The organism is Arthrobacter sp. R1-13, assembly GCF_054161475.1.
This window is the reverse complement of the sequence record NZ_CP096420.1, coordinates 1643801-1666881: the sequence shown is the minus strand read 5'-3', so window position 1 is coordinate 1666881 and position 23081 is coordinate 1643801. Positions and strand designations below refer to the sequence as shown.

The window sequence follows — 23081 nt, the reverse complement described above, 5'->3', positions numbered from 1 at the left end:
CACCACACTGCAAGAGCGGCTTGCCCTGCCTTGTCCCGATCGGCGTCGCTCAACGGCGGCCCGGTGCCACTAGTCGTTGTCCTGATCCCCGCTCTCCGTACTGACCACCTGGAACGAGCTGTTCAGTTCCACTTCAACCCGGCTGCCGTTTTCCAACTGGACGTTCACCTCATACGAAGCATCATCGTCCGTTTCAGCACTTGTCACGGTTCCAGGCCCGGTGTGGGCGATGGCGGCATCACTGGCCTGCTGCAAGGTGGTTCCGGTCAAAGGCTGATCTTCGCCGACGGTGCTTGCAGCCACCGCTGCAGACGCTCCGCCGATAGCAGCTGCTGCGGCGGACGCTCCGCCGATAGCAGCCGCCGCAGACGCTCCGCCGATAGCAGCTGCCGCAGCAGCAATGCCGATGACCCAAAGAGTTTTTTTGCCCATCACAATCTCCTCTTCTGTCTCCCCCATTCCGTTCAAACTTATACCCCCAGTTTCATCCCACGGCTACCCCATCGACAACAATGCCTGGCGCAAATCTCAGCCAGATCACAGCATGCCGCAACCAGCGCATAGCGGGGTTCTTTTGGTTCCTCGCGCCGTGGGATGGTCCGCCACGTTCATGTGACTGACCTGAGCAATATGGCGGGGGGTTTGTTTCTGACGTGCTCAGGACGCATTCTTGGAGCATGGACGCCGGTAACGTGACCGAGCACATGGGCAAGGTGCGCACGCGGTGGGGTGTGCGCAAGCGGGCCACGGCCACAGCAGTTGCCGTTGTGGCCGGGGCGCTGCTGCTGGGCGGACTGATCCTGCTGCTGCTTCTCCAGAAATCTTTGATTTCGTCAACGGAGACCCTGACGCAGCTGCAGGCCGAGGACGTGATTGCCCATATCGTTGAACAGGACCTCAATGAGGCGGTCGCGTACGTTACGTCCGCGGGCCGGCCGGGCTACTACATTCAGATCCTGAATCCCGATGGATCAGTTCTTGCCTCGTCCGCAAGCGCCACTGCAGCGACGCCATTGACCACGCTCCGCCCGGAAGCCAAGCAAACGCTTTTTGAGCGTGTTTCCGGAGTGGATAGCCTGTTGGACGATGAACTCTTCGTTGTTGTTACGGGCGTTGAGGAGGACGACAAGGTCTTCACGGTTGCTGTTGCCGCATCGGTGCAGGTCCAGTCCGAGACACTTGCCACCGTGGCTTGGTTCATTCTAGGAGCAGCACCGCTGTTGGTTGCAGGGGTCGGCGTCGGGGTCTGGGTACTCGTGGGGAGGTCGCTGCGCCAAGTGGAGCGGATCCGTGGCCAAGTCGCAGGAATTGACTCCCTAAGGCTCGGCGAGCGTGTTGAGGTGCCTCCAACTTCCGATGAGATCCAGGCCTTGGCGCTGACAATGAACATGATGCTGGACAGGCTCCAGGCTTCAGACCGGGAACAGCGACGATTCATCTCTGATGCAGGGCATGAACTTCGCAGTCCCTTGGCAACTCTCAGTGCCGCGGTGGAAATCGCTGCTGCTGATCCGTCCGGGGCCACATGGAACGAGATGAAAGAGGTCCTGGCAGGGGAAACGGCGCGGATGCGCTACTTGGTCGAGGACCTGCTGACCCTAGCAAAGACCAACGACGGCGGTCTGCGGCTGGAGCGGGCAGACGTTGATCTGGATGACGTTCTTGATGAAGAGGTCCGGCGACTGCGCTCCACCAGCAAGCACAAAATCGAAGCCCGTCTTGAACCGGCCCGTGTTACCGGCGATGTGCGGCGCCTTGGCCAGGTGGTCCGGAATGTCCTGGACAATGCGGAACGGCACGCGCTGTCGCGGATCCGCATTGAACTGCGCAACTCGGGTGATCGTGTCCTTCTCACGATCGACAATGATGGTCCGCCCGTACCTGTTTCCGATCGGGAGCGGATCTTCGAGCGGTTTGTCCGGCTTGACGAGAGCCGATCCCGCGAAAGCGGTGGCAGCGGTTTGGGTCTGGCCATCGCGGCCGCCATCCTCAGCGCCCACGGGGGCCGGATTCTCTCAACGGAAGCTCCCGGCCACATGTGCCGGTTCGAACTGGATCTCCCCCGGCAGGAAGAGCCGCCTGGGCAAAACCGGCATCAGCAGCTCACTGTGACACAGGACCAAGGGGACCCTCTGCGGCAGGTAGGTCGGCGCTGAGCATGTACCCCATTCCCCGGACAGTCGTGAGGGTTTGCAGGCCGAACGGTGTATCGATCTTCCGCCGCAGGTATCCCACATACACCTCTACGATGTTTTCCCCGCCCTCAAAGGCAGAATTCCAGACATTCTCGAGAATCTCCGACTTTGAAATCACTTGTCCATGCCTCCGCATCAGGTAATGCAGCAGCCCGTATTCCTTAGCCGTAAGGACGAGGGGAGTCTCGCCGCGCCGAACACCGCGGCCGGCTGGATCCAGGCTTAAGCTTCCAACCGAAAGGACGGCCGGCCGCACAGGCGCCCCGCGACGCATCAATGCCCTTATCCGAGCTACCAACACACGGAAACTAAAGGGCTTGGTCAGGTAGTCGTCAGCCCCGAGATCGAATGCGTCCGTCTGGTCGTACTCACCGTCCTTTGCCGTCAGCATCAAGACGGGAGTCCAGATCTTGTGTTGCCGGATTTCCTTCAGCACGTCGTAGCCGTTCTTCAGCGGCAGCATCAGATCCAGCAGGATCACATCGTACGGATTGTCCAAGGCCGCTCGCATGCCGCTGACCCCATCGTGTGCCACATCCACCGCGAATCCCTCATTGGACAGCCCGCGGCGAACCGTTTCGGCCAGTCTCTTTTCGTCTTCAACAATCAAGATCCTCATGGCTGTTCCTCCCATCGATACCTGCGATTCGGTTCGTGCTCGGGTCCGCCATTACTCCCCAGTATCCGGCAAAGATTTCGTAGGTTCGGCGGCCAAAGAGGAACGCGTCCGCGCCGCCGTAGATCTGATTGAGATAGTCCCCGGCTTCAGCATCTAGAAGCGGTAAGGCCCATCCGCCACGCTCGAACCCGCCGCTGCGATCCTCGTCAGGTCCACCGAGCCCCTGCATCACACCATCCACGGAGACGTTGGTGGTGGTCGTCAATCTCATTGTCGTGTCACCTCGTGGAATAACGGCCGCGGCCGACTCCCGGATCCGCGTTCTCTGCATCAGACAAGCACACTTCGTTTCGTTTATTAAGCCCCCGGGTGTCCTCGATGCCGACCGTTGCTCTCCGATCTCCAGGCCGCAATAACCAGAAATTTCACCGTCACGCTGAAGAAGGCTCCATCAAGGCATCTTGCCCTGGGGCGTGCACCGATAGCCATTCACGTTTTGCCAATTTTAGCGAGGCCCTGCGTCTGTGCGCCTGAAAACGGGAAGGCTGCTGAGTCCCACCTCCAGCTCAACCAGCCCCTCGCCGTGTTCGGTCCCATCGGCGCCTACCCATGTTCCGCCCGGGAGCACCACAATGCGGCGAACCGCGCCCCGGGCAAGGATCGGCGCCACCAGTATCCGATCGCCCAGGAGGAACTGATCCTTCACATGTTCGAAGCCAGGGAAGTGGTAGGCAAGCGGGCGGATGACCGGTTCGCCGGTCTCTGCGGCATGCTCGGCCAACGCTCGGATTTCCGGGAGCAGTTCCTGGCGTATTGCGACGGCGGAGCGCACCGCGGCGAGGTGCTCGTTGTCCAGCACACGGCTCGGTGATATGGAGAACTGCATCATCGGGAACAGGGCTGCGCATTGGGCGTAGCGTACGAACTGTTCCTGGTCCACGGCGGTGCCTGGCGCGAAGGCAGTAAGTTCACCCCCACCCACCATGTCTGCGCAAGTGAATGCGTGGCCGATGAGGCCCTGGGCGAGGCCTTCCGGAATGAGTGAGAGCAATCCGTCGGTACCCCACGTCGGAGGTTTGTCGTGCAAACGCTGGGCAAGTGGCTGTCCGCCCATCTTCCAGCAGGCCCGGTACTCATTGAACCCGTAGTTGAGGCCAAGCCTCGCATAGGCCTCGCAGAGGTCAACCGGGCCGTTGCCGTACACTGGCCGGTCGCCGTCGCGGTAGTCCCGCAAGTCCCCGGCATCGAATTTGAATCCGTCAACGCCGTATTCGTCCCGCAGGGCATCCAGATGCGACAACAGCCACTTGCCTGCCTCGGGATTGGTTACATCAAGAAGGGCACTGAAGCCGTTCCACCACTCCCGCACGATCACCTCCCCGTCCGCACCGGCGAGCAGCAAGCTGCGTGACCGCAATTCACGAAACTGATCGCTGTCCGGGCTGATAAAAGGTACGAGCCAGAGCATTACGTGAAAGCCTTTGGCATGCAGCTGCTCCACCATGGCAGCCGGATCCGGAAAACGAGAGGCATCGAACCGCCAGTCGCCGTAATCGGCAGACCAGCGGTCGTCGATCATGAGTACCCCGGGCGGGAATCCGGCGTCGAGCAGCCCGTCTACATAGGCGAGCACGCCCTCCTGGGTAGGCGCATAAGGCATTTCAATCCAGCTGTTGTATTGCGGACCGTCGAAGAGTTCGCGTGCGGGCATCCGGCCCGACGGCGGGAAGAAGCTCCGCGAGGCCAGAAGGAAGGCGTCCTGCAGTGTCCCTCCGGCAGCCTCGAAGAGCTTAGCTCCGCCGTCGGCAGTTAGCTGACCGTCCGCGAAGGCGAAGGCAAAAGGGCTCTCCGACCATAAGACCCTGCCCCTGCTGGAGACGAGCAAGGGCGCCGACTGGTTTGCCCCCGCGCTCGGATCATCTGCGAAGCCGGCGTTCACGGCCAGATCCCGTCGGTGTGGGCTGAGTCCGAAGGGCATGGCCTGCCCATCGGCGACGGCGCCGCCCCACCAGTGCTCCCCCGGCAGCAGCTCGACGGTAATCATCGCAGCGTTCTTGGACACTAAAGCTCCTGAAAAGGGTCGGAAGATGGAATGTTACTACTGAATGCTGCCCCGAAAGCAGCCAGGGCCGCATCGCCTGCCTGCAGGCCGTCACCGCCGGAAGGGCTGGCTTCCAAACCGATGACGCCCGAGTAGCCGGCATCCTTGAGCGCTGCTGCGACTGCGCGGTAGTTGATTTCTCCGGTGCCGGGTTCAAACCGCCCCGGAACATCCGCCACCTGAATTTCGCCTGTCCAGGGCAAAGCCGCCCGGACGAGTTCGATCAGGTTTCCCTCCCCGATCTGGGCGTGGTAGAGATCCAGCATCATCTTCACGTTCGGGTGGTCAACGGCCGAGACCAGAGCCAGGGTGTCCTTCACCCGGGCCAGGGGTATTCCCGGATGGTCAATGATGGTATTCAGGTTCTCCAGTGCGAACGTCACACCGTGCTTCTCACCCAGGAGCGCAAGCCGTTCGAGTGTACGCAGGGCGGTCAGCCACATCTGCCCTGTAGAGCGGTGAACCGGGCGAACAGCCAGGCCGCCCTCTCCCAGTTCGGCCGGATGCACGACCATTCGCTCGACACTTAGTTCCAGGGCTGTGGGAATCAGCTTTTCAGCTGAAGCAAGTACTTCGTCGGCGTCGTCCGGGTCGATCAGGCTCCCGCCAAAGTAGCCGCTCATGGAAGAGAAACGTGCGCCAGTGGCTGCAAGCGCGCTGATGTCCCGTCCCCGGGTGTCCCACAGTTCCACCTCGAAACCCTGTTCGTGAATACGCGTCACACGTTCGATCAGGGGCAGATGGCCATAAACCATCTCGGCGCAGACAGCCAGGCGGAAGCTCACGCGGTCTCCCCCACCGGGTGGAACTGCGGCTCAGCCGGAACCAGTTCAGCAATCGTTGCAACGTCCACCGGCATCCCGGATTCAGCAGAACGAAACGCTGCCAGCGCCACAGCCAAGGCGTTGCGGGCATCAGCCCCTCCCGGACGGTTTTTTGCCTTCGCCTGGACACCGTCCCGGCGTGCTTTCACCGTGTCAACAAAGTCACTCAATTCCGCTGTATAGGCCTCGCGGAAGAGGTCAACGTTCAGCCGCACGGTCGCAGCGCCTATGCCCGCAGCGGTGTAAGTGGTCGCACTGGACTCCTGTGGTCCGCCCGCCGTGACCATTCCTGCGGAACCAAACACTTCACCGCGGACGTCATAGCCATAGAGGGCGTTGAAGTTTGCCTCGGCCACGGCAATCGCTCCGTTGCTGTAGGTGACGGTGACCACGGCGGTGTCCAGCAGCCCTCCCGCCTTGGCTTCCGGGGCCACGAGGGCGTCGGCGACAGCATGGACATGGACCGGAACGGCGCCCGGATTGAGCCAGTTCAGGGTGTCGAAATCATGGATGAGCGTTTCCAGAAAGATTGTTCCGGGTGCGATGCGCTCCGGGTTGCCAATTCCGGCGGAGGTGCCCGGATCTCGGGTCAGGGAGCGCATCAGCTGTGGTGTGCCCACTACGCCGTCGTCAATGAGCTTGCGTGCAGCGGCGAAATCCGCCGCATAGCGGCGGTTAAACCCGAACTGAACGTTGACTCCTGCCGTGTCGGCCGCATTCAGGGCTTCATCGAGTTCCTCAACGGTGCGCCCGCCGGGCTTCTCGCAGAACACATCCTTGCCCGCGCGAGCAGCGGCCGCGATCAGGCCGGCATGGAAGCGCACAGGTGCGGCAATCAGGACGGCATCGATGTCCGGGTCGTTGATCACATCGGCCGGATCCGCGCTGATCTTGCCGACTCCCAGCCTGCCGGCCAAGGCTTCAACCGCCAGAAGATCCGGGTCTGCAACCGCGTCAAGACGGGCAGCAGGTATCCGGAGGGCAATGGACTCCGCGTGGAAGCTGCCGATCCAGCCAGCGCCGATCAAGGCGACCCGGACAAGCTTGGCGTCCTTTACCGGATGCTGAAGATAACTCATAAATACTCCTGTGCTCATGACACTAGATCGTTCTAGTCCGTCCATGTTGGCACGCCTCCCGTGTGATGTCTAGATCGTTCTATATACTGAAGGGGAGGAGGAATATGAAGGAAGAACAGCGCAGGCCGACTCTGATGGACGTTGCCCAGGCGGCAGGTGTCTCGCGGGCTTTGGTCTCCATCGTGATGAGGGGTGCACCAGGCGCGGCTGAATCCACCCGGCAAAAAGTCTTCCAGGCCGCCCGGGAACTCGGTTACAGGCCGGACAGCCGGGCCCGGTTACTCCGCAGCAGCCGCACCAAATTGATCGGTCTCAGTTTTTCCAGTTCCCAGCCCTTCCATGCCGAAATCGTGGATGCGGCATACGCGCAGGCCAGTTCACGTGGATACGAAATAGCCTTGAGCGCTGTGGCCAACGGACGGACCGAAACCCGCGCCGTCGAATCCCTCCTGGATTTCGGCTCGGAAGCACTGGTCATGATCTCGCCGACCCTCACCGCAGAGGAGCTTGGCCAATACTCAGGTCAGGTGCCTGTCGTAAGCCTCCTGCGTAATGACGTTGGTGAGCTTGTGGACTCTGTCAGCAGCGACGATCGCGCCGGCCTCCGCCTTGGCGTGGAACACCTCGCGGGTCTGGGCCACCGCAACATAGTCCATGTCGACGGCGGTACAGCAGTGTCAGCCCAACAGCGCAGCGAAGCCTTTCGCAGCGAGATGCAGCGCAGGGGGCTCGAGGCGCCAGTCATCCCCGGCGGGCCAGGTGAGGAGGACGGCTTGCGAGCAGCCCGGTCCTTGCGGGACAACCTGCCGACAGCCGTCATCGCCTTCAATGACAGATCGGCCCTCGGCCTGATCGAGGGCTTCCGCGCAATCGGCCTGCAGGTTCCTTTCGATGTGTCTGTTCTCGGCTATGACGACAGCCAGTTGGCCCGTCTCAGCTATGTGCAATTGTCGTCCGTGAGCCAGGACGCGCCGCTGCTTGCCGCCGCCGCCGTCGACCGGGCCGTGGATCGGATAGAAGGAACCGTCGGTCCTGCCCATGTTATGAGAACTCCACATCTAGTTATCCGCAAGACGACTGCCCCTCCTCGGGCCTAGCTCACATGTTTATTTCCCCCCGAGATGGCAAATGACGGGGCGCCAGATTACCCGAATGTAAATTTAACCTTTCCTGCCGACCAGAACCTCAACCTCCCCCTGCCGAAATTCGCCGCGCCGGCAGGTATTTTTCCCGTGGACGCCTTCAACCCAAGACAGGAGAAAAAGAGGAAACGGATTGGAAATGAAGTGCCGCCCACGCTGAAACAATCCACTCCTAGATTGACCTCAACGGTTCGAAATCAGGATCGGGAGGCCAACCGTTGCCTCGAGGCAACGCGGAGTAAGAAGCAGGTAAATAGTGAAGGTTTCGGTATCTAAGCGCACTCTCCTCCCAATGGCTGCGGCAGCCATGGTGACTGTACTGGCTGGTTGCGGCAGCCAGATCGGCAGTCCGGCTTCCGCCGGATCCACCACCGGCACCGGCAGTTCCTGCGTTGATACCTCAGGCAGCAGCGTCAAGGTGGGCTTCATCAATTCGCTGTCCGGGACTATGGCGATCAGCGAAAGCACCGTATTTGACTCCCTCACCCTGGCCGCCGAGGAAATAAACGCATCAGGCGGTGTTCTGGGAAAACAGCTCCAAGTAGTCAGTGAAGACGGAGCCAGCGAACCCACCAAGTTTGCTGAACGGGCAGGGAAACTCATTCAGCAGGACTGTACAGCAGCGGTGTTCGGCGGCTGGACCTCATCCAGCCGCAAGGCCATGCTTCCCGTCTTCGAAGCCAACGACGCCCTGCTGTTTTACCCGGTCCAATATGAAGGACTTGAAGCGTCCAAGAACATCTTCTACACCGGCGCCACCACCAATCAGCAGATCATCCCGGCGCTGGACTACCTCGCGGAACAGGGCACGAAGTCCATCTTCCTGGTGGGCAGCGACTATGTCTTCCCCAGAACCGCCAACAAGATCATCCAGGCCTATGCGGCCGCCCATGGCATGAAGGTTGTCGGAGAGGAGTACACACCGCTGGGATCCACGGAGTTTTCCACCATCGTCAACAAGGTCCGCGACTCCAAGGCTGACGCCGTCTTCAACACCCTGAACGGTGACAGCAATGTGGCCTTCTTCCGCCAGTACAAGAGCGTGGGCCTGAATGCGGAGAGCATGCCCGTGGTCTCTGTGTCCATCGCCGAGGAGGAGGTTCCGGGGGTGGGATTGGACAACGTCGAGGGCCAGCTCACCGCCTGGGACTACTACCAGACCCTTGATACGCCAGCCAACCAAAAGTTCGTCGCAGCCTTCAAAGCGAAGTTCGGCGAGGCCCGCGTGACCAGCGATCCGATGGAAGCGGCCTACACGTCGCTGTACCTATGGAAAGCAATGGCAGAGAAAGCCGGCTCGTTTGAGGTGGACAGGATTCAGGCGGCGGCCGACGGTGTCACTTTCGAAGCGCCCGAGGGCCTGGTCACCGTCAACGGAGAAAACAACCACATCACGAAGACACCCCGCATCGGCAAGATCAATTCCAACGGGCTGATTGACACGGTGTGGTCCGCGCCGAAGGCCGTCGAGCCTGATCCCTTCCTGACCAGCTACGACTGGGCAAAGGATCTGGCCAAGTAGCCCTTTCCGGACCGCATAGTCAACAGAAGAGAGGCCCACTGGAATGGAACTCCTGATCGGACAGATGTTTGCCGGGCTGAGTCTCGGCTCCGTGCTCCTGCTGGCGGCACTTGGACTGTCACTGACCTTCGGGCAAATGGGCGTCATTAACATGGCCCATGGCGAATTCATGATGGCGGGTGCATACACAGCCTTCGTGGTGCAGCGGAGCATTTCCGACGCCGGCATTTCGCTCCTGGTGTCCATTCCAGTGGGTTTCCTGGTGGGCGGGCTCATGGGATTGGTGCTGGAGGCCGTGCTTTTGCGGCGCATGTACCACCGCCCGATGGACACCCTGCTGGTCACTTTTGGTGTGGCCCTGATCCTGCAACAAGTGGCCAGGGATGTGTTCGGCGCACCGAGTGTGGACGTCCGGGCGCCTGCCTGGCTCCAAGGGAACGTCGAACTGCTCGGCTCCCCCATTCCCCTTACCCGGCTTTTCATCCTGATTCTGTCCTTGCTCTGCCTGGCTGCCTTGGCGTTCCTACTCAGGGGAACCCCCGTGGGACGTCGCATCCGGGCCGTTGTCCTGAACCGCGATCTGGCCGAGACGAGCGGGATATCCACCCGCCGGACAGATCAGCTCACGTTCTTCGTTGGATCGGGGCTGGCAGGGATAGCCGGGGTAGCCGTTACCCTTATCGGCTCAACCAGCCCCTACCTTGGCACCAACTACATCGTGGATGCATTCCTCGTGGTCGTCGCGGGAGGGGTGGGGCAGATCAAGGGCGCCGTGATTGCCGCTTTTTCACTCGGCGTCCTGCAATCTGCCCTCGAATTCAGCACAACCGCCAGTATTGGCAAGGTGCTGATCCTGGTGCTGATCGTGGTGTTCCTGCAGCTGCGGCCTCAGGGAATCTTCAGTCTCAAGACAAGGAGCCTTGCATGAGGGAACTTATTCGCAGTCGTTGGGGTGTGCGGGCCGGATTCATACTCGCCGCCGTTCTTCTGCTCGTTGTGGCACCCTCCATGCTGTCGGTCTTCAGCCTCGGTTTGCTGGGCAAGTTCATCTGCTTCGCAATTGTGGCTGTCGGAATCGGTCTCGCCTGGGGGCGGGGTGGCATGTTAACCCTGGGCCAAGGCGTCTTCTTCGGCTTGGGCGCTTACATCATGGCTATGCACATGAAGCTGGCGGACGCTTCCCTGTTTGGTGGGACAGGGGTACCGGACTTCATGTCCCTTTATGGGAGCGGTGACGTACCGGGTTGGTGGGAGCCCTTCCGCAGCCCGGCAGTCACACTGCTCGCCGTGGCACTGCTGCCAGGACTGGTGGCCCTTATTCTGGGCCTCGCTGTCTTCAAACGCCGTGTCAAAGGCGCCTACTTTGCAATTCTGAGCCAAGCTTTGGCCGCAGCCTTCGCCGTTCTCCTGATTGGTCAACAAGCAACCACAGGAGGCTCCAACGGTTTGAGCGGATTCAGGTCATTTTTCGGTTTTGACCTCCAGGACCCAGCCAACAAAGTGATGCTCTATTCCATTGCCGTGATCCTGCTGCTGCTGATGATGGCTGCCGCCCGGCAACTGATGCACAGCCGGTTCGGTGAGTTGCTGGTAGCCGTCAGGGACCAGGAGGAACGCGTCAGATTCCTCGGGTATGACCCCGCGACCGTCAAGACGGCTGTGTATGTGTTGGCCGCCGCAATGGCCGGAATAGCCGGTGCGCTGTTCGTCCCCATAGTTGGCATCGTCTCGCCGGCCGATGTCGGCGTTGTCCCCTCCATCGCCTTCCTGATCGGCGTGGCGATCGGTGGCAGGGCAACCCTTCTGGGACCCGTATTGGGGGCTTTGGGTGTTGCCGTCGCACAGACCAGCCTTGCCTCGTCCTTCCCATCGTTCTGGGTCTACTTCCAGGGCCTGCTTTTTGTGCTGGTGATCGGGTTCCTGCCTGGCGGACTGGCCTCAGTTCCGGGGGTAATGGCCAACCTGATTAAACAAAAAAGGGCGGGTGTACGAACGGAAGCCGACGGTGGTACCGGCGCATTTTCCGCTAAGGGCGGCGTCCCTCTGCCGGCATCTGATGAGTTAGACGTGAAGACAGTAGTTATCCGGGAAGAGGCCAACCGATGAAGTCTCCAGTGTTGCTGTCCCCGGACGAGCCGAACGCAGGAGGACTCCCGACAGGACAAGCCCAGTACCTGAAAATCCGGAACCTTTCCGTCGTCTTTGATGGTTTTGTTGCAGTGGACAAGGTCAACCTCGACGTCTCACCAGGTGACCTTCGCTTCCTCATCGGGCCCAACGGGGCAGGAAAGACAACGGTCATTGATGCCATCACCGGCCTCGTTCCCGCCTCCGGTTCGGTCAACCATACAGGCACGGAAATTCTGGGCCGGAAGGTTCATCAGATCGCCCGCCTCGGTGTGGGGCGTACCTTCCAGACAGCAAGCGTCTTTGAGAATCTCTCTGTATTGCAGAACCTTGATATCGCTGCCGGCTCAGGCCGCAGAGCCCTGGAGCTTCTGCGGCGCCGCAGGAAGACCGAGCCTGCCGTCGAAGAGGCGATGGAGCTTGTAGGGCTGGGTCATTTGGCTGAAAAGCAGGCGGGCGTGCTCTCGCACGGGCAAAAACAATGGCTGGAAATCGGAATGCTCCTGGTCCAAAATTCGGACCTGTTGTTGCTTGATGAGCCCATCGCAGGGATGAGCCAGGATGAGCGGAACGAGACCGGAGAGTTGCTCCGGAAAATAGGGGCCAGCCGCATCGCCTTGGTCATTGAGCACGATATGGACTTCGTCCGGGAATTTGCCACGTCAGTAACTGTCCTCGCCGCCGGGAAGGTCCTCAGTGAGGGCAGTGTCGCCGAGATCCAGGCAGACCGGAGAGTGCAGGAAGTCTATCTGGGCAGTGCCAAAGAGGGAGGCGAGTAATGCTTGAAATCACAGGTCTGCAGGCAGGCTACGGCCGCACTCAGATCATCACCGATGTGAACATAAGCGTTCCGGCAGATTCGGTGGTTTCCATCCTGGGTCACAACGGTGCCGGGAAGACCACACTGCTCCGTTCCGTCGTCGGGCTCCTTAAGCCGATGAAGGGCACCATCACCTTCGATGGGGAGGACATAGCTGGTTTGAGGCCGCATCAGCGGGTTTCCCGTGGCATGGCTTATGTTCCCCAAGGCCAACAATCGTTCGGGCAGCTGACGACTCTGGAAAACCTGCAGCTAGTGGCCGACGGCCGCAAGGATGGAAAGCGGCTTGTGGACGAGGCTCTGGATATGTTCCCCGTTCTTCGGCCTCTGCTCGAGCGGCGGGCAGGCTTGCTCTCGGGTGGCCAACGGCAACAGCTGGCGATCGCGCGGGCCTTGATCACGGAACCCAGATTGCTCATCCTGGATGAACCGACAGAAGGTATCCAGCCGAATGTTGTGGCTGAGATTGAGCAGACCGTGATCAATCTCGGCCGCCGCAGCGGCATGCAAATCCTGCTGGTGGAGCAGCACCTGGGCTTCGCGTTGGAGGCGGCTGACAGCTATTACGTGCTCGCGTCCGGAAGGGTCAGTTCCAGCGGCGAGGGAGGGGCCGGCTCAGCGGAACGGGTGCGGGAGGCGATGCTGATCTAGCCCGGCAGGAACCAGTCACCGACGGCGTCAGGCAGCTGGCAGGTGCGTTAGTCGTGCCACCAGCCTTCCCAAGCGCTCGAAGTCAGTTGGCCGCTTGGAAAGGCTGTGGCATTCTCCGGGCCCCCGGAGTGGGCGTCGTCGTCTTTGCCACGGTAATCGAGAAAGAGAGTAAGGCTGCTCGCAAACAACATCAGTATTTCCTTTCATTGTTTTCTTGGACCTCGTTGTCCAACTAGGCATCAGCGTAACCTCGCAATGTTTCCTGGCCTCGACGCAACGTTTCGTGTTTGTATCAATGTCCTCACCGGGCCTTTCTCCCGTGGTTTAGCGACCCGGTAAACGGGTGACAGCCTGGGTTGCCCGGTTAGGGTCCCGCTGATCTTGTGCTGCTGCAGGAGCAGAAGCAAGGATTGGTTATGGACCTGCGGTTGAGGGCGAGGACACTGCTACAGCGGGACGATCTGGCGTTGGTCGACCTATGGATCCAGTACTGGACCCATGGCGGAGATTGTGATCCTTTTGAATTCGACGCCTTTATCCACGACTTGTTGCCCGTTTCCTGGTTCGACATGCGTGCTCTTGCCTGGGCGATTGATGACCTCGCCTATGAGACGAGCAGCTAGTAATGGCAGGGTGCCTGAGAGCTATGGACAGGACCGTGCGGCGTCAGTAAATTCGAAGAAGGATCCCTCACGACAGGCGTGGCGGATCCTCGTTCCCGGCTCCGGTGCGCGGCCGGGAATTGGCGGCCACTGCAGCCGAGCGGTGGCACAGTATGCACACCCGAAAAGAGCCGATGATGGCGTGCACGCGTAGTCAGCAGTCCGGGGGGCAGTGACCTTGGCCAGTTATAAGTATGCAACCGGTGGTACCGCAGCGCCGATCGCTTCCCCACAGGTGGTGCCTAAGCGCAAGGGCAGCGTCATCGTCAACTGGATCACGTCCACAGATCACAAGACGATCGGCTTTATGTACCTGATCTCGTCCTTCGTGTTCTTCTTACTGGCAGGGGTGATGGCTCTGGTCATCCGTGCCGAACTGTTTGAACCTGGAATGCAGATCGTGCAGACCAAGGAACAGTACAACCAGCTCTTCACCATGCACGGCACGGCAATGCTGCTGATGTTTGCAACGCCATTGTTCGCCGGTTTCGCTAATGTCATCATGCCCCTGCAGATCGGCGCCCCGGACGTTGCCTTCCCGCGACTGAATGCCCTCGCATTCTGGTTCTTCCTCTTCGGTTCGACGATTGCCATGGCCGGCTTCATCACCCCCCAAGGGGCGGCTTCATTCGGTTGGTTCGCCTATGCCCCCCTCAACAACACCACCTTCACCCCGGGGCTTGGCGGTGACCTGTGGGTCTTCGGACTGGCGCTCTCGGGTTTCGGCACCATCCTCGGAGCCGTTAACTTCATCACCACCATCATCTGCATGCGTGCACCCGGCATGACCATGTGGCGTATGCCGATCTTCACCTGGAACACGCTGGTGACGGCCATCCTGGTGATCATGGCGTTCCCGCCGCTGGCCGCAGCACTGTTCGGGCTGGGCGCGGACCGCAAGTTCGGCGCCCACGTCTACAATCCGGAAAACGGCGGCGCGATTCTCTGGCAGCACCTGTTCTGGTTCTTCGGCCACCCTGAGGTGTACATCATCGCCCTGCCTTTCTTTGGCATCGTGACTGAGATTTTCCCCGTTTTCAGCCGCAAACCGATTTTCGGCTATAAGGGCCTTGTATATGCCACCATCGCCATTGGTGCCCTGTCCGTAACGGTCTGGGCGCACCACATGTACGTTACAGGCGCGGTCCTGCTGCCGTTCTTCGCCTTTATGACCATGTTGATCGCCGTTCCCACCGGCGTGAAATTCTTTAACTGGATCGGCACCATGTGGGGCGGGTCCATCACGTTCGAAACCCCCATGCTCTGGAGCATCGGGTTCCTGGCAACGTTCCTCTTCGGCGGCCTGACAGGCATCATCCTTGCTTCGCCGCCGCTGGACTTCCACCTGTCCGACTCATACTTCGTGGTAGCGCACTTCCACTACGTGGTCTTTGGCACTGTTGTGTTCGCCATGTTCGCCGGCTTCTACTTCTGGTGGCCCAAGTGGACCGGAACAATGCTCAACGAACGCCTCGGCAAGATCCACTTCTGGATGCTGTTCCTGGGCTTCCACAGCACGTTCCTCATCCACCACTGGCTGGGCGTTGAAGGTATGCCCCGCCGCTACGCGGATTACATGCCCCAAGACAACTTCACACTAATGAACCAGTTCTCCACCTTCGGTTCATACCTTCTCGGAGCCTCCATGATCCCGTTCTTCTGGAACGTGTACATCACCTGGCGGGCCGGGGAAAAAGTGGAGGTGGATGACCCTTGGGGCTTTGGCGGCTCACTCGAGTGGGCCACGTCCTGTCCGCCGCCGAGGCACAACTTCACCTCGCTGCCCCGGATCCGCTCCGAGCGCCCCGCGCTGGACCTTCATCATCCGGAGATCCGCGTCCGGGAACATGAGCCCACGCATTCTCCTGCAGCGGATGTCCTGGGAGCGGCTGACATCGGGGAGAAGGACGTACGCAGCCCAAATCCCGATGAGTAGGTCGAGCTAAACCCGGGCGCTATTCCAGGCCCATGGCGTTCCGGACTTCATTAAGAATCTGGTGCATGCTTGTCTCCGCTGTCCTTGCATCACCAGAGGCAACAGCGGCAGCAACCTCTTCGTGCGCTCGCAGAGCCTCAGGGCTGGGATGAAACGGCATCAGGCCTTGTCGCGTGCGGCTTGTCAGCACTTCTTCCACCATGCTGTCCAGGGCTGAGAACATCTCATTGCCACAGCTGTTCAGAAGCAGACGGTGGAACGCTATGTCTGCGGCCAGGAACGACTCCTGATCCCCTGCCTCCCCGTACTGGCGGAGCTCCGCCGCCAACCCTGCCAAGCGGCTTCGTTCCGTTGAACTTGCCCGCCGGGCGGCCCCGGCCGCTGCGATAGGTTCGACGGCGATACGCAACTCGGTCAGACTGCTGTATTGCTCAGCCCTGCGCTCGGAAGCGAGCCGCCACCGTACCAGTTTCGGATCAAAGACGTTCCAGTGCGCCGGCTCCTGAACGACAATGCCTACTCGACGGCGGGAATAGACAAGGTTCATTGACTCGAGGACCTGCATGATGTCGCGCGCCAGGGTCCGCGAAATTCCGTACTTCTGCTGGATCTCATCCAGGGTCAGGCGGCGCCCTGGAGCCAGTTCTCCAGACGCTATTGCCTCACCCAGCGAATCCAGGACTTTTTGGTGCAACGCGGGAGCAGCCGCATTGGCCATTGCCCCGCTCCCCTGTGTCGCCGTCGACATCGCAGTCCTCTCGTCTGTACTGGATCTGGCAGCCAGAAACAGCACTCCTAGAATACCCGACTGCCGGTCATAAGGTATGACCTGTGTTACAAAAGATGCTACCTATTAGCTCCAATGGTGCTATCTTATTTCGGAGCAGCTTCCTGCTGCTGAGCATTACCAAGCCAGCGTCGTCTTCTACGGAGCTTAAAACAATGAAGTGTCCTCCTACCCACCTTGTGGTTATGGGCGTTGCCGGTGCTGGCAAGCCCACCATCGCCGAAGCTCTTGCCGAAGCGCTTGGCTGGGCCCGGGCAGAAGCGGACGAATTCCACCCGCCGTCGAACATCAGCAAAATGAGTCAGGGCGTCCCCTTGGAGGACGCTGACCGCTGGCCGTGGCTGGTTGGCATCCGGGACTGGATGACGGCCGAAGCCGAAGGCGGCAACAGCACAGTGTTAACCTGCTCCGCCCTGAAGCGAAGCTACCGTCGCCTCTTGTCCGAGGCGCACGGCCGTGTTGCTTTCATCCACCTCGACGGCGATGCATCCCTTTTGGCCGAGCGGATGCGGGGACGGGAAGGCCACTTCATGCCTACAACCCTGCTGCCCAGCCAGCTGGCAGCGCTGGAACCGCTGGACACCTCAGAGCTGTCAGCCGGCAGCATGCGGTTGGATATCGCGCAAGCCCCCACACAGCTCGTTCAAACGGTCATAACGGCTCTCCGCCTGCACGATGACGAAGCAAGTATCCACACCCCTGCATAAAGCCCTCATTCCCAGACCTGTTTCAAAGGAGAATCATGACCATCGAAGGATGGACCCAAACGCTCGGCGCAGTTCCGCTGCTGCTGATAGCGGCTGCGGCAATCGCCGTCCTGCTGTTCCTCATCATCAGGCTGCGGATGCACGCACTCATTGCGCTCATCGTGGTGAGCCTTGCGACAGCCTTTGCCACAGGCATACCCACGGACCAAGTGGTTCCAGTGCTGGTCAACGGCTTCGGCACCACGCTGGGAACGGTGGCGCTGCTCGTCGGGCTGGGCGCAATGCTCGGACGCATTGTTGAGACCAGTGGCGGTGCCAAGGTCCTTGCCGATTATCTGATCGGGGTCTTTGGTGAAAAGCGGGCGCCCTTCGCCTTGGGGCTGGCGTCGCTGATCTTCGGCTTCCCCATCTTTTTTGATGCCGGGCTGGTGGTGATGCTGCCGGTGGTCTTCGCCGTCGCGCACCGCCTTGGCGGGGGTGTCCTGCGCTACGGCTTGCCTGCCGCCGGGGCGTTCTCTGTGATGCACATCTTCCTGCCGCCACACCCCGGGCCGGTCTCCGCGTCCGCTTTCTTCGAAGCAAATGTTGGCCTGGTGATGATTGCCGGCCTTATCGCGGCTATCCCCACCTGGTATGTGACGGCCTATCTGTACGGGCTCTGGACCGGCAAGCGGCTGGTACTCCCCGTGCCGGAACTGCTGGGACATGCTTCTGCAGCCGCCGAAGCAAATCCGCCCCGGTTCCGCACCATCATCGGCTTGCTGCTGCTGCCCCTCCTGCTGATCTTCGTCAACACCGGGCTCAACACCCTCGCTTCCTCCGCCGTCCTGGATGAGGCCGTCAAGAACGAGTTCTGGTTCCAGCTTCTCCGCACGCTGGGAGAAACTCCAGTGGCATTGCTGATTGCGGTCCTGGTTGCACTGTTCGTCCTCGGCGCCAGGCGCGGAACCCATGGCGGTGACCTGGAAAAGCTGCTCGAATCCTCGCTGGGTCCGGTTTGTTCGGTGATCCTCATTACTGGCGCTGGCGGCATGTTCGGAGGTGTGCTCCGGACATCAGGAATTGGCTCGGCTCTCGCCGGCGTGCTGGGGAACATTGGAATCCCGCTCATCCTGGCAGGTTTCCTCATTTCAGCCATCCTCCGCATTGCGCAAGGGTCGGCCACTGTTGCCTTGACCACAACCGCGGGCCTGATCGCCCCGGCCGTTGCTGCTGCAGGCTTGAACGGCATGCAGGTCGCAGCCCTCGTCATCGCCGTCGCCGCCGGCTCGGTGGTGGTCTCCCACGTCAATGATTCAGGCTTCTGGCTCGTGGGTCGATTCTTTGGAATGGATGTGAAGACGACGCTGGCTACGTGGACCGTGATGGAAACGCTGATCGGCGTTATGGGATTCGCCATCGCCTCCGCCATCTTTGTTCTTGCGGGGCTGGCGGGCTAGTTCCCGGCTGGGCGGGTCAGCTCAGGTCCCTTCGTAGGCTTTCTCCAATGTCGCAATGTCGAGCTTCTGCATCCCGAGCATGGCCTGCATTGCACGTTGGGCTCCCTCAGGATCAGGTCCGCCCAGCAACTCGCCCAGCCTGTCAGGAATGATTTGCCAAGACACTCCGAACCGGTCTTTCAGCCACCCGCACTGGCTTTCTTCGCCGCCGTCGGAAAGGTTGTCCCAGTATCTGTCGACTTCTGACTGGTTGGCACAGGGCACCATAAAGGAGATGGCTTCATTGAAAGTGAAGCCGGGCCCCCCGTTCAGTGCCGTGAACTCACGGTCTCCCAACTCGAACTGGACGGTCATGGCCTCCCCTAGTTTCCCGGGGCCCTCATCTCCGTATCGGGCAACTTCCATGATCCTGGAATCTTCGAATATTGAGGGCATACGGACGGACCGGCCTCCCCTGTGCATGTGACCAGAGCCTAGTCCGGCGGCAGTTGGCTGACCAGCCCTACCGTGTTGCCTTCACAGTCCTTGATGAAGGCCATCCATTCCTGGGTTCCTGCTGGCCCCAGCTGTCCGTCGCCGTGGTTGAAAATCACCTGCGGTTCGCTGACGACTTCCACGCCCCTCTCCCGAAGCCGTTCAATCTCAATCCGGACGTCCTGCACGGCGAGATAGATGAGCGACGACGGCGCGCCCCGATCCAGCAGAAGGCGGACGCCTTGCAAGTCGAAGAATAAAAGACCCGGAGGGTCAAAAAGGCCGGTGGGCCGGGTGCCCAGCAGTTCCGAATAGAATGAGGCGGCGCGATTCAGGTCAATGGCCCTTTGCGCGACTTGCAGCAGGATCACTTCTTCCTCCAAGGCGTGGTTGTGCCGGATTCATGCCTAGTGTTGATCCTATGACTTCCCCTCACCGGACCCCTGTGCCAACTACAGCTGCCAAGACGTCTGCCTCTAGTGTCATCTGGGCCGCCGCCGCGGATACCCTGCTGATTCTCGTCTTCGCCGCCTTGGGCCGGGAGGCTCACCAGCGTGGGGACGTCATTACAGGAGTCCTCCTCACAGCCTGGCCCTTCCTTGCCGGTGCAGCAATAATGTGGCTGATGATGTTCGCTTGGAAGGCACCCTTTTCGCCATGGCCGGCCGGAGTGGGCGTCTGGCTCGGCACGGTTGCCATCGGAATGCTGCTGCGGGCCCTGACTGATCAGACGGTGGTGGTGACGTTCATCATTGTCGCCCTGGTGACCCTTGGGGTCTTCCTCCTCGGCCACCGTTTTGCTGTGACGGCCTTCATGCACCTTCGCGCCCGCCAGAGGCAGATGCACTAGGCTGGGCAACACAGATTCAAGGGCCGGCCGGAATGGCAATGGCGCAACCGATCCGGAAGGGTTCGCAGTGATCACCGCTTTTGTCCTGATCAAAACAGACGCCTCACGCATCCCGGAAACGGCGGAGGAAATCTCCGCGATCCAGGGCATCAGCGAGGTTTATTCGGTTACCGGCGAGTGGGACCTCATCGCAGTTGCCCGCGTTTCCCGCCACGAGGAACTTGCGGACGTCATTGCCGACAAGCTTTCCAAGGTTCCGGCAGTTGTCCATACGACAACCCACATCGCTTTCCGCGCCTACTCACAGCACGATCTCGACGCCGCCTTCGCGTTGGGTTTCGAGCAGTAGAACAACCTAGCCCTGGCTCAGGGCAACCCAGCGGTCCAGCACTGCCGCAGCCGCACCGGAATCAACAGCATCCTCTGCCTTGACCAGGGCTGCGCCCATCCGCTGCAGCAACGGCCCCTCTGCGGTCACATCGAAAGCCACCAGTCCAGCCGCGGCGTTCAGCAGCACGGCGTCCCGCGCCGGTCCCTTACTGCCTGAAAGAACCTGACGCACGACGGCGGCATTGGCCTGGGCGTCTCCGCCACGGAGTTCCTCCATCGTCGCCGGACGGATCCCGAGTTCGCGGGGGTCGAAGGTTTCCCGCTCCACCTGGCCGTTCCGGATTTCCCAGACGGTGGACGGCCCTGTGGTGCTCAGCTCGTCCAGGCCGTCGTCGCCGCGAAATACCAGACCGCGGCTGCCCCTGCGCGCCAGCACGCCCGCTACCAGCGGCGCCATCCGCGCGTGGGCCACGCCCACGGCGGACGCCTGTACTTTTGCGGGGTTGGTCAGTGGACCAAGGAAATTAAAGGCCGTGGGTATGGCAAGTTCCCGGCGGGGAACAGCGGTGTGGCGGAACGATGGATGGAACACCTGGGCGAAGCAGAAAGTGATTCCCGCCTCTTCAGCATTCCTGGCCACACGGTCAATGGCCAGATCCAGACGGACTCCGAGCGCTTCGAGAACATCAGCGGAACCGGAGGAAGATGAAGCAGCCCGGTTGCCGTGCTTAACCACGCGGGCACCGGCTCCAGCTGCCACAAGGGCAGCCATGGTGGAGATGTTGATGGTGTTCAACTGGTCTCCGCCTGTGCCCACGATGTCCAGCTTCTCGCCGGAGATACTGATGGGGTTCGCGTGAGCCACCATGGCCTTCACCAGACCGGACAGTTCATCAACGGTTTCGCCCTTGGCCCTGAGCGCCACGAGGAATCCGGCTATCTGTGCAGGGGTCGCCTCCCCGGACATGATGTTGCCCATGGCCCACTCGGTATCTTCTGCCGTGAGGTCCGTGCGATGGATCAATGCCGAGATGAGCCGGGGCCACGTGTTAACGGGCGGCTGCGCAGATACCTGTGAAGTCACCTCCTGATGCTATCGAGGCGAATGCTGCCAGACCAATGTGAACGCAGTCGGGAACTTTTTCGCGCGAATTCGCGTCTTTGTAGAAAAAGTCCCCGGAAAACCCGGTTTGCGTTGGGCAGGACGAACTTTTGCAGACATAATGTCTATGTGACTGCTGCGACCCATGCCCCCAGTACCCCGGCGCACCCGACGCTCAACCGCCCGAATATGGTTTCCGTAGGAACCGTGGTCTGGCTGTCCAGTGAGCTGATGTTCTTCGCCGGCCTCTTTGCCATGTACTTCACCTTGCGTTCGACATCCGGAGGGATGTGGGCCGAGGAGACTGCCAAGCTCAACTTCCCCTTCGCCTTGGTGAACACCATCGTCCTTGTGGCGAGCTCGTTTACCTGCCAGATGGGCGTTTTCGCTGCTGAGCGCCTGCAACCGCGCCGAAGCGGTGGAGCTTTGCAGTTCACCCGCTGGGGAATGAACGAGTGGTTTACGCTGACGTTCCTTATGGGTGCGTTCTTCGTTGCGGGGCAGGCCACTGAATACGCGATGTTGGTCTCCGAGCACGTATCGCTCTCCTCCAACGCCTACGGTTCAGCCTTCTACATGACCACCGGCTTCCACGGCCTCCACGTCATTGGCGGACTCATTGCCTTCCTCTTCATCATGGGACGTTCCTTCGCCGCGAAAAAGTTCGGGCACTTCGAGGCAACGTCGGCAATTGTCACCTCGTACTACTGGCACTTCGTCGATGTCGTGTGGATTGGCCTGTTCATGGTCATCTACGTGCTGAAGTAGCCCGACTTGACTCTTTTTCTACAAGAGGCAGAATTTCAAGAAGCGGCTCCCGGAGCCGGCGCACCATCGAATAAAGGAACCACCACGTGAAGGCACTCTCGCAGAAGCGACGTCACCCACTGGCCGCAATAGCATTGCTGTTGATGGGCCTCCTGGTCACGGGTGGGCTGTACGCCGTTGCCACCACCATGAACCAGGCCAAGGCTTCCACTACAAACTTCACTGAGCAGGACACAGAAGAAGGCGGAAAGCTGTTCGCCGCTAACTGTGCAACCTGCCATGGCATGGGTGCAAGCGGAACGCAGGATGGCCCTTCCCTGGTCGGCGTAGGTGCTGCTTCTGTCGACTTCCAGGTAGGCACCGGCCGCATGCCGATGCAGATGAACGGTCCGCAGGCGCAGGAAAAGCCGGTTCAGTTCAACGAAGAGCAGACCCGTCAGCTCGCAGCCTACGTTGCCAGCCTCGGCCCCGGCCCGTCCATCCCCGAAGCCGGACTCCTGGACGAGAAGGGCAATGCAGCTGAAGGCGGAGAGCTGTTCCGCGTCAACTGCGCCATGTGCCATAACGCTGCTGCTGCCGGTGGTGCTCTGACCAGGGGCAAGTACGCACCGCCCCTTGCCGGGGTTTCCGGCCAGCACATCTACGAGGCCATGGCTACGGGTCCGCAGAACATGCCCGTATTCAACGACGCGAACATCTCCCCTGAGGGCAAGCGCGACATCATCACCTACCTGAAGCAGATCGAAAACAACGGTTCGCCGGGTGGAGCAGATCTCGGGGCATTGGGCCCGGTTGCTGAAGGTCTGTTTGTCTGGATCGCCGGTCTCGGCGTCATCATTGCCTTCACCATCTGGCTAACCTCCCGGACGTCATAGCTGCCGCTCCGGACCACGTAAGAATTTCCGCCGATCAGGCGGATAGGAATTGAAAACTAACTCGGCACCGA

26 protein-coding genes are annotated in these 23081 nt (G+C 60.6%); 15 read left to right on the top strand and 11 right to left on the bottom strand.

The window, feature by feature from the left end; genetic code table 11:
- Positions 1-69 precede the first annotated feature (69 nt).
- Complete coding sequence (locus tag M1D88_RS07605; RefSeq protein ID WP_458113929.1) at positions 70-432, bottom strand: PepSY domain-containing protein; 363 nt, start codon at positions 430-432, stop codon at positions 70-72.
- Positions 433-677: 245 nt separating this feature from the next.
- On the opposite strand from M1D88_RS07605, the gene M1D88_RS07600 reads away from it, so the two are divergent.
- Positions 678-2156, top strand: a complete 1479-nt coding sequence (locus tag M1D88_RS07600; protein WP_458113928.1) for a sensor histidine kinase — start codon at positions 678-680, stop codon at positions 2154-2156.
- On the opposite strand, the gene M1D88_RS07595 is transcribed toward M1D88_RS07600, so the two are convergent.
- The 5 genes from M1D88_RS07595 to M1D88_RS07575 form a co-directional block, all read right to left on the bottom strand.
- Positions 2104-2814 carry a response regulator transcription factor gene (locus M1D88_RS07595; protein ID WP_458113927.1) on the bottom strand — a complete coding sequence of 237 codons (711 nt, stop codon included), beginning with the start codon at positions 2812-2814 and terminating at the stop codon, positions 2104-2106. The genes M1D88_RS07600 and M1D88_RS07595 overlap by 53 nt on opposite strands.
- Entirely contained in the window at positions 2795-3085 is a 291-nt protein-coding gene (locus M1D88_RS07590) for a hypothetical protein (protein ID WP_458113926.1), read from the bottom strand. The genes M1D88_RS07595 and M1D88_RS07590 overlap by 20 nt, the downstream gene beginning before the upstream one ends.
- 234 nt (positions 3086-3319) lie before the next feature.
- On the bottom strand, positions 3320-4876 hold the full coding sequence (locus tag M1D88_RS07585; protein WP_458113925.1) for a glycoside hydrolase family 31 protein: 1557 nt from the start codon (positions 4874-4876) through the stop codon (positions 3320-3322).
- Positions 4876-5700 carry a TIM barrel protein gene (locus M1D88_RS07580; protein ID WP_458113924.1) on the bottom strand — a complete coding sequence of 275 codons (825 nt, stop codon included), beginning with the start codon at positions 5698-5700 and terminating at the stop codon, positions 4876-4878. Before M1D88_RS07580 ends, M1D88_RS07585 begins: the two co-directional genes overlap by 1 nt.
- Positions 5697-6818 carry a Gfo/Idh/MocA family oxidoreductase gene (locus M1D88_RS07575; protein WP_458113923.1) on the bottom strand — a complete coding sequence of 374 codons (1122 nt, stop codon included), beginning with the start codon at positions 6816-6818 and terminating at the stop codon, positions 5697-5699. The genes M1D88_RS07580 and M1D88_RS07575 overlap by 4 nt, the downstream gene beginning before the upstream one ends.
- 104 nt (positions 6819-6922) lie before the next feature.
- Between M1D88_RS07575 and M1D88_RS07570 the strand changes: the two genes are divergently transcribed.
- The 8 genes from M1D88_RS07570 (at position 6923) to ctaD (ending at position 15678) form a co-directional block, all read left to right on the top strand.
- Entirely contained in the window at positions 6923-7915 is a 993-nt protein-coding gene (locus M1D88_RS07570) for a LacI family DNA-binding transcriptional regulator (protein WP_458113922.1), read from the top strand.
- A 352-nt stretch (positions 7916-8267) separates the two neighbouring features.
- Complete coding sequence (gene urtA, locus M1D88_RS07565) at positions 8268-9482, top strand: urea ABC transporter substrate-binding protein (RefSeq protein WP_458113921.1); 1215 nt, start codon at positions 8268-8270, stop codon at positions 9480-9482.
- 43 nt (positions 9483-9525) lie between these two features.
- A complete protein-coding gene (gene urtB, locus M1D88_RS07560; RefSeq protein ID WP_458113920.1) occupies positions 9526-10410 on the top strand; it encodes an urea ABC transporter permease subunit UrtB in 885 nt (294 codons plus the stop codon).
- A complete protein-coding gene (gene urtC, locus M1D88_RS07555; protein ID WP_458113919.1) occupies positions 10407-11588 on the top strand; it encodes an urea ABC transporter permease subunit UrtC in 1182 nt (393 codons plus the stop codon). The genes urtB and urtC overlap by 4 nt, the downstream gene beginning before the upstream one ends.
- Positions 11585-12388, top strand: a complete 804-nt coding sequence (gene urtD / locus M1D88_RS07550; protein ID WP_458113918.1) for an urea ABC transporter ATP-binding protein UrtD — start codon at positions 11585-11587, stop codon at positions 12386-12388. Before urtC ends, urtD begins: the two co-directional genes overlap by 4 nt.
- Positions 12388-13080, top strand: a complete 693-nt coding sequence (gene urtE, locus M1D88_RS07545) for an urea ABC transporter ATP-binding subunit UrtE (protein ID WP_458113917.1) — start codon at positions 12388-12390, stop codon at positions 13078-13080. Before urtD ends, urtE begins: the two co-directional genes overlap by 1 nt.
- Positions 13081-13496: 416 nt before the next feature.
- On the top strand, positions 13497-13703 hold the full coding sequence (locus tag M1D88_RS07540) for a hypothetical protein (RefSeq protein WP_458113916.1): 207 nt from the start codon (positions 13497-13499) through the stop codon (positions 13701-13703).
- 217 nt (positions 13704-13920) lie between these two features.
- Entirely contained in the window at positions 13921-15678 is a 1758-nt protein-coding gene (ctaD, locus tag M1D88_RS07535) for an aa3-type cytochrome oxidase subunit I (protein WP_458114468.1), read from the top strand.
- Positions 15679-15697: 19 nt separating this feature from the next.
- Here ctaD and M1D88_RS07530 read toward each other — a convergent pair whose 3' ends face one another.
- Positions 15698-16396 (bottom strand): FadR/GntR family transcriptional regulator, encoded by a 699-nt coding sequence (locus M1D88_RS07530; RefSeq protein ID WP_458113915.1) that lies wholly within the window; start codon positions 16394-16396, stop codon positions 15698-15700.
- A 224-nt stretch (positions 16397-16620) separates the two neighbouring features.
- Between M1D88_RS07530 and M1D88_RS07525 the strand changes: the two genes are divergently transcribed.
- The gene (locus M1D88_RS07525) at positions 16621-17172 is read left to right on the top strand and encodes a gluconokinase (protein ID WP_458113914.1); all 552 of its coding nucleotides are present in this window, start codon (positions 16621-16623) and stop codon (positions 17170-17172) included.
- A gap of 22 nt (positions 17173-17194) precedes the next feature.
- Here M1D88_RS07525 and M1D88_RS07520 read toward each other — a convergent pair whose 3' ends face one another.
- A complete protein-coding gene (locus tag M1D88_RS07520; protein ID WP_458113913.1) occupies positions 17195-17332 on the bottom strand; it encodes a hypothetical protein in 138 nt (45 codons plus the stop codon).
- Here M1D88_RS07520 and M1D88_RS07515 point away from each other — a divergent pair.
- A complete protein-coding gene (locus M1D88_RS07515) occupies positions 17310-18611 on the top strand; it encodes a GntP family permease (RefSeq protein WP_458113912.1) in 1302 nt (433 codons plus the stop codon). The two genes, M1D88_RS07520 and M1D88_RS07515, sit on opposite strands and share 23 nt — an antisense overlap.
- A 21-nt stretch (positions 18612-18632) precedes the next feature.
- Here the strand turns inward: M1D88_RS07515 and M1D88_RS07510 are convergent, their stop codons facing one another.
- Positions 18633-19016 (bottom strand): VOC family protein, encoded by a 384-nt coding sequence (locus M1D88_RS07510; protein WP_458113911.1) that lies wholly within the window; start codon positions 19014-19016, stop codon positions 18633-18635.
- Between the two features lie 68 nt (positions 19017-19084).
- Positions 19085-19456, bottom strand: a complete 372-nt coding sequence (locus tag M1D88_RS07505) for a VOC family protein (RefSeq protein ID WP_458113910.1) — start codon at positions 19454-19456, stop codon at positions 19085-19087.
- Between the two features lie 50 nt (positions 19457-19506).
- Here M1D88_RS07505 and M1D88_RS07500 point away from each other — a divergent pair, with 50 nt between their 5' ends.
- Together M1D88_RS07500 and M1D88_RS07495 are read left to right on the top strand one after the other, a co-directional pair.
- Positions 19507-19935 (top strand): DUF3054 domain-containing protein, encoded by a 429-nt coding sequence (locus tag M1D88_RS07500; protein WP_458113909.1) that lies wholly within the window; start codon positions 19507-19509, stop codon positions 19933-19935.
- Positions 19936-20002: 67 nt separating this feature from the next.
- Positions 20003-20284: an Lrp/AsnC family transcriptional regulator gene (locus M1D88_RS07495; protein ID WP_458113908.1), complete on the top strand. Its 282-nt coding sequence runs from the start codon at positions 20003-20005 to the stop codon at positions 20282-20284.
- Between the two features lie 6 nt (positions 20285-20290).
- Here M1D88_RS07495 and trpD read toward each other — a convergent pair whose 3' ends face one another.
- Entirely contained in the window at positions 20291-21349 is a 1059-nt protein-coding gene (gene trpD / locus M1D88_RS07490) for an anthranilate phosphoribosyltransferase (RefSeq protein WP_458113907.1), read from the bottom strand.
- Between the two features lie 147 nt (positions 21350-21496).
- Between trpD and ctaE the strand changes: the two genes are divergently transcribed.
- Together ctaE and qcrC are read left to right on the top strand one after the other, a co-directional pair.
- Positions 21497-22135, top strand: coding sequence for an aa3-type cytochrome oxidase subunit III (gene ctaE / locus M1D88_RS07485; protein ID WP_247040469.1), 639 nt, complete (start codon positions 21497-21499; stop codon positions 22133-22135).
- Positions 22136-22221: 86 nt separating this feature from the next.
- Positions 22222-23010: a cytochrome bc1 complex diheme cytochrome c subunit gene (gene qcrC / locus M1D88_RS07480; RefSeq protein ID WP_458113906.1), complete on the top strand. Its 789-nt coding sequence runs from the start codon at positions 22222-22224 to the stop codon at positions 23008-23010.
- The last annotated feature ends 71 nt before the right edge of the window (positions 23011-23081 follow it).

What these genes read in the sequence shown, in the direction of transcription:
- M1D88_RS07605 (WP_458113929.1), bottom strand. Translation starts at nt 432, where the DNA reads ATGGGCAAAAAAACTCTTTGGGTCATCGGCATTGCTGCTGCGGCAGCT.
- M1D88_RS07600 (WP_458113928.1), top strand. Translation starts at nt 678, where the DNA reads ATGGACGCCGGTAACGTGACCGAGCACATGGGCAAGGTGCGCACGCGG.
- M1D88_RS07595 (WP_458113927.1), bottom strand. Translation starts at nt 2,814, where the DNA reads ATGAGGATCTTGATTGTTGAAGACGAAAAGAGACTGGCCGAAACGGTT.
- M1D88_RS07590 (WP_458113926.1), bottom strand. Translation starts at nt 3,085, where the DNA reads ATGAGATTGACGACCACCACCAACGTCTCCGTGGATGGTGTGATGCAG.
- M1D88_RS07575 (WP_458113923.1), bottom strand. Translation starts at nt 6,818, where the DNA reads ATGAGTTATCTTCAGCATCCGGTAAAGGACGCCAAGCTTGTCCGGGTC.
- M1D88_RS07570 (WP_458113922.1), top strand. Translation starts at nt 6,923, where the DNA reads ATGAAGGAAGAACAGCGCAGGCCGACTCTGATGGACGTTGCCCAGGCG.
- urtA (WP_458113921.1), top strand. Translation starts at nt 8,268, where the DNA reads ATGGTGACTGTACTGGCTGGTTGCGGCAGCCAGATCGGCAGTCCGGCT.
- urtB (WP_458113920.1), top strand. Translation starts at nt 9,526, where the DNA reads ATGGAACTCCTGATCGGACAGATGTTTGCCGGGCTGAGTCTCGGCTCC.
- urtC (WP_458113919.1), top strand. Translation starts at nt 10,407, where the DNA reads ATGAGGGAACTTATTCGCAGTCGTTGGGGTGTGCGGGCCGGATTCATA.
- urtD (WP_458113918.1), top strand. Translation starts at nt 11,585, where the DNA reads ATGAAGTCTCCAGTGTTGCTGTCCCCGGACGAGCCGAACGCAGGAGGA.
- urtE (WP_458113917.1), top strand. Translation starts at nt 12,388, where the DNA reads ATGCTTGAAATCACAGGTCTGCAGGCAGGCTACGGCCGCACTCAGATC.
- M1D88_RS07540 (WP_458113916.1), top strand. Translation starts at nt 13,497, where the DNA reads ATGGACCTGCGGTTGAGGGCGAGGACACTGCTACAGCGGGACGATCTG.
- M1D88_RS07530 (WP_458113915.1), bottom strand. Translation starts at nt 16,396, where the DNA reads ATGGCCAATGCGGCTGCTCCCGCGTTGCACCAAAAAGTCCTGGATTCG.
- M1D88_RS07525 (WP_458113914.1), top strand. Translation starts at nt 16,621, where the DNA reads ATGAAGTGTCCTCCTACCCACCTTGTGGTTATGGGCGTTGCCGGTGCT.
- M1D88_RS07515 (WP_458113912.1), top strand. Translation starts at nt 17,310, where the DNA reads ATGCACGCACTCATTGCGCTCATCGTGGTGAGCCTTGCGACAGCCTTT.
- M1D88_RS07520 (WP_458113913.1), bottom strand. Translation starts at nt 17,332, where the DNA reads ATGAGCGCAATGAGTGCGTGCATCCGCAGCCTGATGATGAGGAACAGC.
- M1D88_RS07510 (WP_458113911.1), bottom strand. Translation starts at nt 19,016, where the DNA reads ATGGAAGTTGCCCGATACGGAGATGAGGGCCCCGGGAAACTAGGGGAG.
- M1D88_RS07500 (WP_458113909.1), top strand. Translation starts at nt 19,507, where the DNA reads ATGACTTCCCCTCACCGGACCCCTGTGCCAACTACAGCTGCCAAGACG.